The 12,231-nt window shown below is 74.5% G+C and carries 11 protein-coding genes and 2 pseudogenes; 5 read left to right on the top strand and 8 right to left on the bottom strand.

Features of this window, described 5'->3' with window-relative positions; genetic code table 11:
* Positions 1-496: pseudogene (locus CWIS_RS18800) on the top strand (CAP domain-containing protein); the annotation flags it as partial.
* 7 nt (positions 497-503) lie between these two features.
* Here the strand turns inward: CWIS_RS18800 and rocD are convergent.
* Together rocD and ddaH are read right to left on the bottom strand one after the other, a co-directional pair.
* Positions 504-1,709 (bottom strand): ornithine--oxo-acid transaminase, encoded by a 1,206-nt coding sequence (rocD, locus tag CWIS_RS09360; protein WP_048343011.1) that lies wholly within the window; start codon positions 1,707-1,709, stop codon positions 504-506.
* Positions 1,710-1,752: 43 nt separating this feature from the next.
* Positions 1,753-2,580, bottom strand: a complete 828-nt coding sequence (gene ddaH / locus CWIS_RS09355) for a dimethylargininase (RefSeq protein ID WP_048343010.1) — start codon at positions 2,578-2,580, stop codon at positions 1,753-1,755.
* A gap of 258 nt (positions 2,581-2,838) precedes the next feature.
* Between ddaH and CWIS_RS09350 the strand changes: the two genes are divergently transcribed.
* Positions 2,839-3,831, top strand: coding sequence for an aldo/keto reductase (locus CWIS_RS09350; RefSeq protein ID WP_048343009.1), 993 nt, complete (start codon positions 2,839-2,841; stop codon positions 3,829-3,831).
* A 124-nt stretch (positions 3,832-3,955) separates the two neighbouring features.
* On the opposite strand, the gene CWIS_RS09345 is transcribed toward CWIS_RS09350, so the two are convergent.
* Positions 3,956-4,738: a hypothetical protein gene (locus CWIS_RS09345; RefSeq protein ID WP_229747269.1), complete on the bottom strand. Its 783-nt coding sequence runs from the start codon at positions 4,736-4,738 to the stop codon at positions 3,956-3,958.
* Between the two features lie 3 nt (positions 4,739-4,741).
* A complete protein-coding gene (locus CWIS_RS09340; protein WP_048343008.1) occupies positions 4,742-5,260 on the bottom strand; it encodes an OsmC family protein in 519 nt (172 codons plus the stop codon).
* 174 nt (positions 5,261-5,434) lie between these two features.
* Here CWIS_RS09340 and CWIS_RS09335 point away from each other — a divergent pair, with 174 nt between their 5' ends.
* The 3 genes from CWIS_RS09335 to CWIS_RS09325 are packed head-to-tail and all read left to right on the top strand — an operon-like array spanning position 5,435 to position 6,895.
* Positions 5,435-5,941 carry a septum formation family protein gene (locus tag CWIS_RS09335; protein ID WP_048343007.1) on the top strand — a complete coding sequence of 169 codons (507 nt, stop codon included), beginning with the start codon at positions 5,435-5,437 and terminating at the stop codon, positions 5,939-5,941.
* 34 nt (positions 5,942-5,975) lie between these two features.
* Positions 5,976-6,365, top strand: a complete 390-nt coding sequence (locus CWIS_RS09330; RefSeq protein WP_048343006.1) for a DUF4280 domain-containing protein — start codon at positions 5,976-5,978, stop codon at positions 6,363-6,365.
* Positions 6,366-6,424: 59 nt separating this feature from the next.
* Complete coding sequence (locus CWIS_RS09325) at positions 6,425-6,895, top strand: hypothetical protein (RefSeq protein WP_156186607.1); 471 nt, start codon at positions 6,425-6,427, stop codon at positions 6,893-6,895.
* 11 nt (positions 6,896-6,906) lie between these two features.
* Here the strand turns inward: CWIS_RS09325 and CWIS_RS18350 are convergent, their stop codons facing one another.
* From CWIS_RS18350 to CWIS_RS18795, 4 genes and pseudogenes are all read right to left on the bottom strand, one after another.
* The gene (locus CWIS_RS18350) at positions 6,907-7,830 is read right to left on the bottom strand and encodes a DUF2231 domain-containing protein (RefSeq protein WP_231583756.1); all 924 of its coding nucleotides are present in this window, start codon (positions 7,828-7,830) and stop codon (positions 6,907-6,909) included.
* Between the two features lie 133 nt (positions 7,831-7,963).
* Positions 7,964-8,467, bottom strand: coding sequence for a hypothetical protein (locus CWIS_RS09315; RefSeq protein WP_048343005.1), 504 nt, complete (start codon positions 8,465-8,467; stop codon positions 7,964-7,966).
* Entirely contained in the window at positions 8,464-11,640 is a 3,177-nt protein-coding gene (locus CWIS_RS17625; protein WP_053071648.1) for a DUF4157 domain-containing protein, read from the bottom strand. The genes CWIS_RS09315 and CWIS_RS17625 overlap by 4 nt, the downstream gene beginning before the upstream one ends.
* 177 nt (positions 11,641-11,817) lie before the next feature.
* Positions 11,818-12,231: pseudogene (locus CWIS_RS18795) on the bottom strand (ATP-binding protein); the annotation flags it as partial.

The raw sequence follows: 12,231 nt of genomic DNA, 5'->3' as shown, positions 1-12,231 counted from the left end.
CACGGACGCCGAGGCGGCGTGGGTCACGGCCGAGGAGGCCCGCAAGGCGGCCGAGGAGCGCGCACGGCAGACCGTGCGGGTGCCGCAGACGCCGACGCGTGGCGGGGGCGGCAGCGCCCCGGCGCCGCGCATCCCCGCGGGCGGGCTGCGGTGCGGTGACACGGGCGGCGCGGGCGCGGGTGAGGCCAGCGCGTCGTCGCTGGGCGCCGCGATCAACTCCTACCGCGCGTCGCTCGGGCTCCCGACGCTCACGGTCTCGCGCTCGGGGTCGCTGACCGCGCACGCGATCCGCATGGGCACCGCAGGCGGGATCTGGCACTCGGGTGGCGACAACATCGTCGGGTGCGCGGGCTCGTCCAGGCCGGTGCACCTGGTGCAGGCGTGGTCGCACTCGCCGGGCCACGACGCGCAGATGCGCCGCACCGACGTCACCACGATGTCCGTGGGCGCCGCGACGCAGAGCGGCTGGCTGTTCGGCGCGGTCCTCTTCCGTTGAGGCCGGGCTAGACGCGCGTCAGCGCGGCCGTCGTGCGGGCCAGGGCCTCGGCGAGCTCGTCGGACGTGATCGTCAGCGGTGGCGCGAGGCGCAGCGTGCGGCCGTGCGTGTCCTTGGCGAGCACGCCGTGCGCGAGCAGCGCCTCGCACGCGGCCCGACCGCTGCCGTGGCGCACGTCGAGCCCGGCCCACAGCCCGGCCCGCCGCACGCCGGACAGCACGCCGTTCTCGACGAGCCCCGCGAGCCCCGCGCCGAGCTGCTCGCCGCGCACGCGCGCGGCCGCCTGCAGGTCGCCGGGCGTGAGCAGGTCGATCACGGCGAGCGCGACCGCGCACGCCAGCGGGTTGCCGCCGAACGTCGAGCCGTGCGTGCCGGGGGTGAGCACGCCCAGCACGTCGGACCGCCCGACGACGGCCGAGACGGGCAGGATCCCGCCGCCGAGCGCCTTGCCGAGCGTCACGAGGTCCGGGCGCACGCCCCACGCCTCGCACGCGAGCGTGTGGCCCGTGCGGCCGAGCCCCGACTGGATCTCGTCGGCGACGAGCAGCACGCCGGCCTCGTCGCACGCGGCGCGCACGGCGGGCAGGTAGTCGTCGGGCGGCACGACGACGCCGTGCTCGCCCTGGATCGGTTCGAGCAGCACCGCGACCGTGGTCTCGTCGATCGCCGCGCGCAGCGCCGCGGCGTCGCCGAACGGGACGGCACGGAAGCCGGGCGTGAACGGCCCGAACCCGTCGCGCGCGTCGGGGTCGTCGGAGAACGACACGATCGTCGTGGTCCGCCCGTGGAAGTTGCCGTGCGCGACGACGATGGTCGCGCGGTCCGCGGGCACGCCGCGCTTCTCGTAGCCCCACTTGCGCGCGGCCTTGATCGCGGTCTCGACGGCCTCCGCGCCCGTGTTCATGGGCAGCACGAGCGGGTCGCCGACGAGCAGCGGGCCGACGAGCCCGGCCAGGGCCCGCGCGAACGGCTCGAGCAGCGCGTGGTCGAACGCGCGGCTCGTGAGCGTGAGCCGGTCGAGCTGGGCGTGCGCCGCGGCCACGAGCGCCGGGTGCCGGTGGCCGAAGTTGAGCGCGGAGTAGCCCGCGAGCAGGTCCAGGTACCGGCGACCCTCGTCGTCGGTGACCCACGAGCCCTCACCCGAGACGAGCGTGACGGGCAGCGGGGAGTAGTTCTGCGCGAGCCGCGTGCCCGCGATCGTCGGGGTCGTCATGGCGGGCCTCCAGCCGTGCGGGGGAGCGGGCGTGCGCGAGGCGTCAGGCGCGGATCTCGAGCGTGCAGCACTTGGCGCCGCCGCCACCCTTGAGCAGCTCGCTCGTGTCCACGGGGATGGGCGTGTAGCCGCGCTCGCGCAGCGCCGCGGCCAGGTCGCGCGCGCCGGGGGCGACGACGACGTTCTCGCCGTCCGACACGGCGTTGAGCCCGAGCGCGACGGCGTCGGAGTCGGTCGCGAGGATCGCGTCGGGGAACAGGCGGTTCAGGACGGCCCGGCTGCCCGCGCTGAAGGCCGCCGGGTAGTAGGCGATCTGCGGCGAGGCGGGGTCGGACGAGATCACCGCGAGCGCGGTGTCCAGGTGGTAGTAGCTCGGGTTGACGAGCTCGAGGCTGACGACGGGCCGGCCGAACAGCTCCTGCGCCTCGGCGTGCGCCGCGCGCTCGGTGCGGAAGCCCGTGCCGGCGAGGATCAGGTCCCCGACGACGAGGATGTCGCCCTCGCCCTCGTTGATCATCGCAGCGGTGTGCGTGACGTAGCCGCGGTCGGCGAACCACTTCTGGTACGCGGGGCCCTCGGGCTGACGCTCGGGGTGGCGGAACTTCGCGGAGTAGACGACGCCGTCGACGACCGTCGCGCCGTTCGCGGCGTAGACCATGTCCGGCAGCCCGGCGATCGGCTCGATCGTCTCGACGCGGTGCCCGAGCTCGAGGTAGGTGTCCCGCAGCGTGCGCCACTGCCGCAGCGCGAGCTCCACGTCGGTGTACCGCGTCGCGTCCATCCAGGGGTTGATCTCGTACGACACCGTGTAGTGGACGGGCTCGCACATCAGGTAGTGGCGGTCGGTGCGGCCGGGCGCGGTGGCGGTCATGGGACTCCCTCGGGTGGTCTCGGGGTGGCGAGCTCGGTGGGCGGACGAGGCGGCTGGCTCGCGTGCAGGGTCGGGCGCGCCGGTGGGCGCGCGGCTGCTTCGAGGGTAAGCGCTGCACGTGTGCGCAACCGATGAAGCACGATTGCGCACCTGGGTGCGATCCGTTGCGTCACGACCCACCTGAACGACGATCTGTTGTCGTCGAGTCCCACGCGGGGGTCCGGCCCGCCCGGCCCGAAAGCCCGATAGCCTTTTCGCATGGAGACTCGCGTGCTGGGACGGACAGGTCGGGACGTCGGAGTGATCGGGCTCGGGTGCTGGCAGCTCGGGGCCGACTGGGGCGATGTCGAGGAGGACACCGCGCTGGAGGTGCTGGGAGCGGCCGTGGACGCCGGGGTCACGTTCCTCGACACCGCGGACGTGTACGGCGACGGGCGCTCCGAGCGCCTCGTCGGGAAGTTCGTCGCGTCGCGCGGGGGCGCGGCCTCCGGGATCACGGTCGCGACGAAGATGGGCCGCCGCGCCGACCCGCACGTCGCCGACGCCTACACGCTCGACGCGTTCCGCGCCTGGAACGACCGGTCGCGCGAGAACCTCGGCGTCGACACGCTCGACCTGGTCCAGCTGCACTGCCCGCCCACCGAGGTGTACTCGCGCCAGGCGACGTGGGACGCGCTCGACACCCTGGTCGACGAGGGGCGGATCGCCGCGTACGGCGTGTCCGTCGAGACCGTCGACGAGGCGCTGACCGCGATCGCGCGACCGAACGTCGCGAGCGTGCAGATCATCCTCAACGTGTTCCGGCGCAAGCCGCTCGAGCAGGTGCTTCCCGCGGCCGCCGCGGCGGGCGTCGGGATCATCGCCCGCGTCCCGCTGGCTTCGGGCCTGCTCTCGGGCAAGTACGACGAGGCGACGACGTTCGCCGCGTCCGACCACCGGACGTTCAACCGCAACGGCGAGGCGTTCGACGTGGGCGAGACGTTCTCGGGCGTGCCGTTCGAGGTGGGCGTCGCGGCGGCTCGTGAGGTCGCGGCGCACACGCCCGCGGGCGCGACGACCGCGCAGCTCGCGCTGCGGTGGATCGTCGACCAGCCTGGCGTCTCGGTGGTCATCCCCGGCGCGCGCAACGCCGAGCAGGCGCGCGGCAACGCCGCGGCGGCCGACCTCGCGCCGCTGTCCGACGAGACGCAGGCGGCGCTCGCGGCGATCTACGACGAGCGCGTCCGCACGCACGTCCACGCCCGCTGGTGACCGCCGCGTCGCCGACGCTGACCGCGTCAGACCCGATCGGCGACCAGGTCTGACCGGAGCACGGCGCTCATCGACCGGCCGTACCACCGTGGTGGTGCGGCCGGTCGGTCGTCGCAGGGACGCCTCAGCGGCGGCCGAGCCGCGGCAGCTGGCGGCGCCGCCCCTGCTTGCCCTCGAGCTCGGGTGCACCCTCGTCGGCGGACGCACCCGAGGGTGGGCCGGCCGGGAGCTCGTCGTGGACCTCGGCCGACGGCAGGACGATCGGCTCCCGGAACGTGGCCGGGGCCGGCCCGAACGCCTGACGCGTGCCGCTGATGACCTCGCGGCCGAGCGCGCGCCCCCCGCTCGCACCGACGACCACGCCGATGCCGTAGGGCAGCAGCCGCCCGAAGAACAGGCCGGTCTGCTTGGTGAGCTGCTTGCGCAGCATGCGCCGCGTGAGCGTGGTGTTGACCTTCTTGACCGTCGCCATCGGCATGCGCGTGAGCAGCAGCCGCGCGACGTTGGTCGCGCCGAGGCCCGTGACGTCCGTGAGCGCCTTGGCGCCCGACTCGCCGAGGATCGCGGTGAGCAGCAGCGCGCGGCGCCGCTCGACGTCCTCGACCTCGATCCCGTGCACGGACGCAACTGCGAGCACGTATGCCGCCGACGCGCTGAAGAACGTCGCGACGTCGCTCGCGGTGAGCACGACCGCCACGCCCGTGCCGACGGCCGGTGCCGCAGCCGCCGCGCCGACCGCGCCGCCAGCACTCGCGACGACGAGCAGGAACTCCTTCTCCAGGAGCCGCACCAGCTGCTCGGGTGACGCCTCCGGGTTGCGCCGACGCAGGCTCGCGACGTGCGCGTGCACCGCGGACGACGGCAGCGACACCGCGCGCGCCATGGCCTCCTCGACGAACCGGGGCACGGCTCAGCGCTCCCCGACGACCGTCAGGCTGACCTGCGCACCCGCCTCGAGCGTGCGCCCGACCGTGCAGTGCTGGTCGATCGCGCGGTGCACCACGGTGAGCAGGCGCTCGCGGGCGTCCGGCGCGAGCGACGAGAGGTCGACGACGAGCCGCTCGGCCAGCGCGGGGTAGCGGTCCTCGTCGTCGTCGGCCAGGCCCTCGACCTCGATCGTGACCGGCACGTCGTCGCCCAGGCGGCGCGCGAGCGCGGCGTCCGACGACAGGCCCGAGCAGCCGGCGAGCGCGACCTTCATGAGCTCGCCGGGCGTGAACGCCTCGTCGTAGGCGATGTCGCCGATCTCGACGGTCGCTCCGCGCGAGTTGTGGCCCACGTAGCGACGCTTGCCGGTCCGTTCGACCCACAGCCGCGTGCCGCCCGCGTTGGCGGGCGTGACGGCGGGCACAGGGGCGGGGGCGGCGGCGGCCGTCGAGGTCGGCTCGGCGTCGGCCGCGGAGGCGTCAGCGGTCGTCTGGCTCGTCATGCGCCGATCCTCGCACGGCCCGCCACCACGGGCGCGGGAGCGCGAACCACGGACGTCCGGACGCGCGCGCGAGGGACGGATTGCGCAACGACTACGGATGGAGGTGCGCGGTCGCCGAACTAGGCTGACCGCGCGCCGGCGGTCGGCGCACGCTCGTCGTCGGGAGGTCGCTCGGTGCACGTCGGACGCTCGACGCCGCGCGCGCTGGTGCGCGCCACGGTGGGCGTGCTCGTCGTCGCCGTCTGCGCGGGGTGCTCGTTCTTCGACCGCGGCGACGACACCGAGGGTCGCTCGGTGTTCGACGTGAAGGTCGGCGAGTGCTTCCGGGCGCCCAAGGACATCACCGTCGAGCTCACCGAGCTCGCGCAGGTCCCGTGCACGGACCCGCACGAGCAGGAGGCGTACGCGCTCGTCGACTACGAGGACACGGCCGCGACGGCCAAGGCGTCCGGCGCCGCGTCGTTCCCCGGCGTCGAGGCCCTCACGGCGTTCGCGCAGGGCGCGTGCGCGCAGGAGTTCGAGGACTACGTGGGCGTCGACTACCGCGACTCGCGGCTGTGGTTCACCTACCTGCTGCCGTCGGCGCGCGGCTGGGAGCAGGACGCGGACCGCACCACGCTGTGCTTCGTCACGACGACGGGCGAGCAGCTCACCCGGTCCGTGGCGGGCACGGGGTGGTGAGCCTCGCGATGGGGCCGACGAGAGGGGCACGACGATGAGCAAGCCCGCAGCGACCTCCACGGCCCTGACGATGTGCTCGTTCGGCCTGGCGCCCGCGTCGCTGAACGTCCTGCCGACCAGCGGCGTCCTGATCGAGGGCAAGCCCGCGGCGACGATCACGGACAGCGCGCCCATGGTCAACGTCCCGCCGTTCGGCATGTGCACGTCCCTGGCCAACCCGACGGTCGCGGCCGCGACCGCCGCCGCACTCGGCGTCCTGACGCCCATGCCGTGCATCCCGGCGACGACGCCCTGGGTCAACGGCGCGACGCAGACCGTGATCGGCGGCCGCCCTGCGCTGACCCTCGGTGCGCAGTGCATGTGTGCGTACGGCGGTGTCATCCAGATCCTGAACCCGGGCTCGATGCGCACGCTCGAGGGCTGACCCCGCGCGCAGCAGTGCCGCGTGGGGCCCCGGGCCACCGAGGTGGCAGGCTGGAGCCCGTGACGTTCTGGCGACGACGAGAGCGCGTGCCGCTCATGCTCACCGGCGGCTTCCACGCGGCGGAGGCCCCCGCGCTGCAGCGCGCGATCATCCAGGCGCTGGGCACGGACCGCGCGCGCGGGGTGCCCGTGCAGGCCGAGCTGGAGATCGTGCGCGGCCGCGGCGAGAACCTCGCAGTCGTGTGGCGCAACGCGATCGTCGGCTTCGTCCCGGCCGACGAGGTCGACGCCCTGGCGGGGCAGCTGCCACCCGCGGGCGCGCGTGAGGTCACGGTCGTGGACGGGTCCGTGTTCCCCGTGGTGCACGAGCCGCCGCGGGCCGGCGACGACAAGCACGGCGTGCTGTGGCGCATCTGGGTGGGCCGGGTGCCCGACGAGATCCCGCCCGTGCCGGACGGCCTGGACCACCTCGACGTCCCCGAGCCCAAGATCCTCGGCATCCCGGTCAACAGGCTGCGGGACGCCCCCTAGCCTGGGCGGGCTCAGGCCTGCGCGAGCTCGAAGAACGGCGGCGCCTGGGTGAGCTGCGCGGGCCGGACGAACGCGAGGCCGCCCCGGTCGAACGCGTCGAACCACTCCTGCCACGTGGCGGGCACGGCGCCGCTGCCGCTGGGCCCGCTCGGGAAGATCGCTGCGGGGACCGGCACCTCGTGCGGGCCGAGCGGCGGGATGAGCGCGGGGCGGCCACCCTGCGCCTCGATCCAGGTGCGGATCTCGCCGTGGTCCGTCGTGCTGCGCTTGGTCTCGTCCAGCGGCACGCCCTCGAAGGCGTCCGTGGCCGGTCCGCGGGTCGTCGTGCGCCGCACCCCGGTCGCGACCCGTTCGACGGTCGTCGTGGCGAGCGGGTCGTGGTGCGGCGCGTGCCGGACCAGCGCGAGGTGCCCGCCCAGGTACCCGCCCACGCCGAGGAACGTGCCGCCCGCCAGCCCGACGAGCACGCCCGCCGCGCGGTGACCGCGGCGGCGCAGCACCCACGACGTCGTGTAGAGCCCGAGCGCCGCCAGGTTGGCGACGCCGTGCACCACCCCGCCCCGCCGCACGGCGGGGTCCCTGCGCTCGCTCGTCTCCCAGTCGGCCAAGCCGCTCAGCGCGGTCGGCGCGGCCGCCAGGACGCCGAGGCCGACGAGTCGGTCGGCCGCGCGGCGTCCCGCGACGGGCGCCAGCAGGTCGAGCGCGCTCGCCGAGAACCACAGCCCGATCGGGACGTCGGTGAGCGGCGGGTGGGCGGCATGCCCCGCCGGGACGCCCCGCAGCACGGCTGAGACGGTGCGGGGCCGCAGCACGGCCTGCGCGACGTGCCGCACCGCCCCCGCAGGTCCGTCCAGGGCAGTCGAGTCCTCGAGCCGACCCACCGCGGCCCGCGCGGTCCGCCCCGACCGGTGCAGCATCTCGTCCACGTCACCCATCGCGCTCTCCCCGTCGTCGGCCTCGACCCATCCTGGGACGTCGCGAGACCGGCCGCACCCGGGCGTCCTAGGCCACGATCGGGCCTGGCGTGCACCAGTGCCTCCCCGGCCCGGGCGGGCACGGCGCGCAGGGTCACGCGTGCGGCTGCTCCTCCACGTCGAGGGCGGAACGGTACGCCGCGGCGGCCGCGACGGCCGGCGGAGTCCGGGCCAGGACCGCCTCGAGTGCCGGGGCGTACGCCGTGAGCGCCTGCTCGGTCTCGGCGAGGGCGGTGACCAGCAGATGGCCCAGGGCGTCGTCGGGCGGGTCCAGCTCGCCGAGCGCGACGGCGGCCCGGGCCGCGACGGTGGCGCGGGGCAGGTCGAGCTCGAGAGTGGCGACGAACAGGTCGGCGTTGGCGCGCACGACGAGCTCGGTGACCGCGGGCGCGGCGTCGGCGGGCACGATCGTCGGCCAGACGGCGTAGAGCGTGACGGAGCGCGCCGCGGGGCGCACGACCGCCAGCACGCGGCCCCCCGGCAGGTCCGAGGCGACGTCGAGGGTGCGCGACGCGGCGTCAGGCGTCGCGGTGCGGCCCGCGTCGACGAACGCGGCGACGACCCGCGCGTAGAACAGGTCGTCGTCGGTCAGGCTCACGGCTGGCCCGCCGGCGCCGTGACGGGGGCGGGCGTCGTCGGGGTCGCGCCCGCGGTCTTCTTCTCCTTGAGCGCGTCGCGCAGGAAGGCGATCCAACCCGGGGAGTTGCGACGCGGTGTGCGGCCGAGCTCGGCCTCGAGGTCCTGGACGGTGAGCTGGGCCAGGAACGCCTGCGACTGCGCGTCGGTCGCGTTCTCGGGGAGCTCGTGCGGTCCCACGGCGCACGCGACGCCCGCGGGCAGCGCCTCGACACCCGCGGTGTACGCCTCGGTACGGCCCTTGAGCATGCCCCGCTTCTCGGTGCTCAGCGTCATGCGCAGCTGCCAGAAGATCCCGCGGTCACCCTTGGTGTTGGCGCCGAGCTTGCCCTGACCCGCCAGCTCGTTGCGCTGCGTGCGCAGGTCGCCCGCCTCGCGCCACCCGTCGCGCAGCGACGCTCCCTTGCCGGTGACCTGGTCGAGCTGGGCCTTGAGGTCGTCGAACACGCCCTGCGGGTCCGCCTCGACGTCCATGCCGGCCAGCACGGTCTCGCGGACCTTGAGCAGGAGCGCGTCGTTCGACGTGGACGCGAGGTCGCTCACCTCGGGGGCCTTCGGGTTGACGGGCGTGCGCGGCTTGGGCTTGATCTGGGCGACGTAGTCGCGGGTGATCGGCTTGCCGTCGATCCGGTAGTTCGCGAGGAACGCGAGAGCGACCGTGTCGCCCTGCGCGGCGCGCATCACGATGCCGTCGACCGCCATCTTCGGGTGCTTCTTGAGCTCGTCCTCGGCGGCGCCCTCGAGGTGCAGCACCGCGGACTCCTTCTGCGCGCGCTTGGCCTGCGTCGCGAGCACCTTGTCGGCGATGTAGTGCGCGAGCGAGTGCAGCTTGTCGAGCACGGCCGCGGACGCCTTGATCGCGGCGGGGATGCCGAACCCGCCCGCGCTGGCCACCTGCGCGACCGAGAGCGAGAAGTCCAGGATCGAGGCGCCCAGCGTCCAGCAGCTCTGCTCGAGCTGCTTGGTGTAGACCTGCGAGACCTTCATGAGCGGGTAGACCATGACGTTGACCTTGTCGGTCGAGCCCGCGCGCGCCTCGAACATCGCGTTGTCCGTCTCGCGCTGCCGCATCCCGGACGTCGCGACGTCGGTGACGCCGCTGACCATCGCGAGCGCGGACGTGGCGATGTCCAGCCCGGGGACCACCGACTTGACCCCGCTCGCGACACTCGAGTCGATGGTCTTGGCGAGGTTCGCGGCCTCCTTGGAGGCGTTGACCAGGCCGGTCAGCATCGCGCTGCCCGACTTGGCGGCCTTGAGGCCCTCGTACGGGTCCTTCGTGGACCAGGACGCCTCGATCTGCTGGGCCATGCCGAGTGCCGACTGCACGGCACCGAACAGCGACGTCAGGATCGAGGTGATGTTGCCGATGCCCGCCGCCGCCTTGGTCGCCTCCGACGTCGGGAGGTTCTTGTCGACCTCGTCGCGCTCGCCGGCCTTCTTCATCTTGGCGGCCTTGGCGCCGCTCGTGTAGGCGTCGCCGACGCCCAGCGGGTCGAGGAACGACGGGACGGGCGACTCGGGGTCGTCGTCCTTCGGCAGGTGCTTGCGCAGCTCCTCGTCCTGCTTTCCGCCCACCTTGCCGGCGATCCCACCGCCGACCTTGTCGAGCCCGGTCATGCCCAGGCCGCCGTACTTCCCGACGACCTCGAGCTTCTCGCCGACGGCCTGCCCGATCGGCGCGGACTCGGTCTGCGGGGTCAGGCGCTGCGCGGGGTCGAGCAGCATGAGGTTCGCCTTGACGTTCTCGGCGTTGCGCTCCGCCTGCCGCTTGCGGGCGGCGCCGCGCTTGCCGGCGGCCATCCACGCGGCCTGGTCGAGCGGGCCGTCCTTGGGCGGGAGCTCGGCGAGCGCCTTCGGGTCCAGACCCGCGAGCACCCGCTCGCGTGCCTCCTCCATGACGAGGAACTCGCTCGCGTCCGGGTCCGCCGCGAGCAGCTCGTCCCGCACGACGACCATGCGGTCGTACAGCGTCTCGACCTTCGCGGGGAGCAGGCGCTCCTGGGTGACCTGCGCGTCGCGCTCGGCCGCGGTCACCCCCGCCTGGGCCATGCCGCGCGACTGGCGGACCTGCGCGACCAGCACCTCGGCGGGCGTCTCCCGCGCCGGGCGGTACTTCGTCAGGTCGGGGTACTCGACGTACCAGACCTGCTGGTAGACGAGCGTGGCGCGCTGCTCGTCGGTCCCGCCGACGTTGTTCTGCTGCATCTCCTCGAACACCGCGAACTCGCGCTCGCGGGCCTCGGTCATGCGCTTGTACATGTCGGTGACCTTCGCCTGGGCGGCCTCGCGACCGCCCGCGTAGATCTCCTGCTCCTTGTCCGAGCGTGCCTGCACGCCCTCGGTGCGCGACTGCGCGAGCTGGGCCTTCTCGGTCTTCTCGGTGTTCTTGCTCTTCTTGACCGCCGCGGCCTTGGCCTTCTCCTCGGCCTTGAGGCGGTCCTTGTCGGCCTGCTCCTGCGGCGTGAGCTTCTTGCTCCACGGCCACCGGTGCACGGCCGGCCCGCCCTCGGTGACCACGTGGGCGATCTCGTGCGCGAGCATGCGCTCGCCCGCTGCGGAGTCCGGCGCGAAGCGCCCTGCGCCGAAGAAGATGTCCGAGCCGGTGGTGAACGCGTCCGCCGAGATGGACGACGAGAGCGCGGCCGCGTCCGGGCCGTCGTGCACGCGCACGTGCCCGAGCCCGGTGCCGAACGCCGTCTCCATGCGCCGCCGGACCCCGCCGGGCAGCGGGGCGCCGCCGCCGCGCTTCGACTCGATGCGCGAGGTCGCCGTGGGATCCAGGTCGCCGCCCTCGTAGCCGATGGTCGCGGACGCGGACGCGCCCGACGACGCCGGTGTCGCGGAGCGCCGCAGGTGGCCGCAGCCGGGGTCGTGACGGTGGGCCTCGTCGGACGACGACGCGCGCAGCCGGGACAGCGCGGCGTCGGCGAGCGCGTCGGCCGCGTGCTCGGCGGGGTCGGCGGCGTGCCCGACCGTGAGCGCGCCGACCGGGCCCGGGACAGCCTCCGGGGCCGACACGGCCGCGGGGACGAGGGCGTCGGCCGTGGCGGTGCGCCGCAGCGGGGCGTCGACGGGCGCGCTCGTCGTCTCCTGCGCCTCGGGGACGGGGACGCGGGCGTGGTGCGAGCTCATGCTGGCCTCCGGGGGGAACGTGGCCGTGGCGGGGGAGATCCGGTGGCGGCGCGCGGGGGGACGCGCGCCTGCCGGGGGCCAGCCTGGTGGGCAGGTCGAGCGCGGGCATCGGCAATCGCTACCGAGTTGCGTGGCCCGAACGGGGCCCGCGCGCGGTGGTTCACCCGGACGGGTGCGTCAGTCGGCGTCCGGCCAGTCCGGGTGGCTGATGCGGCGGCCCAGCTTGGCGACCTCGCGCGCGGAGGCCAGGCGCAGGTCCCGCATCCCCACGGGTCGGCGCTCGGCCACCGCGTCGTACGCGGCGGCCAGGACGATGTTGCGGATGTCGCCGCCCGCGAGCTCGAGCGAGCGCGCGAGCAGGCCGACGTCCACGGGGTCGTCGGGATCGGTCCTCGGGAGCTGGGCCAGGTGGTGGGCCCACAGGTGCTCGCGGGTCGTCTCGTCGGGGTCGGGGAAGTGGACCATGAAGTGCAGGCGCCGCGCGAAGGCCGGGTCGAGGTTGCCGCGCAGGTTCGTCGCGAGGATCGTCACGCCCTCGGACGACTCCATGCGCTGCAGCAGGTAGGACACCTCCTGGTTGGCGTAGCGGTC

The organism is Cellulomonas sp. A375-1 (genome assembly GCF_001040865.1).
Lineage (GTDB): Bacteria > Actinomycetota > Actinomycetes > Actinomycetales > Cellulomonadaceae > Cellulomonas > Cellulomonas gelida.
Note: the sequence above shows the minus strand (reverse complement) of the source record. Positions and strands in the feature narration are given on the sequence as shown.

Bases quoted from the DNA above. Each gene is read 5' to 3' on its own strand.
- CWIS_RS09350 (WP_048343009.1), top strand. From the start codon at position 2,839: ATGGAGACTCGCGTGCTGGGACGGACAGGTCGGGACGTCGGAGTGATC.
- CWIS_RS09330 (WP_048343006.1), top strand. From the start codon at position 5,976: ATGAGCAAGCCCGCAGCGACCTCCACGGCCCTGACGATGTGCTCGTTC.
- CWIS_RS17625 (WP_053071648.1), bottom strand. From the start codon at position 11,640: ATGAGCTCGCACCACGCCCGCGTCCCCGTCCCCGAGGCGCAGGAGACG.
- CWIS_RS09340 (WP_048343008.1), bottom strand. From the start codon at position 5,260: ATGACGAGCCAGACGACCGCTGACGCCTCCGCGGCCGACGCCGAGCCG.
- ddaH (WP_048343010.1), bottom strand. From the start codon at position 2,580: ATGACCGCCACCGCGCCCGGCCGCACCGACCGCCACTACCTGATGTGC.
- rocD (WP_048343011.1), bottom strand. From the start codon at position 1,709: ATGACGACCCCGACGATCGCGGGCACGCGGCTCGCGCAGAACTACTCC.
- CWIS_RS18350 (WP_231583756.1), bottom strand. From the start codon at position 7,830: ATGGGTGACGTGGACGAGATGCTGCACCGGTCGGGGCGGACCGCGCGG.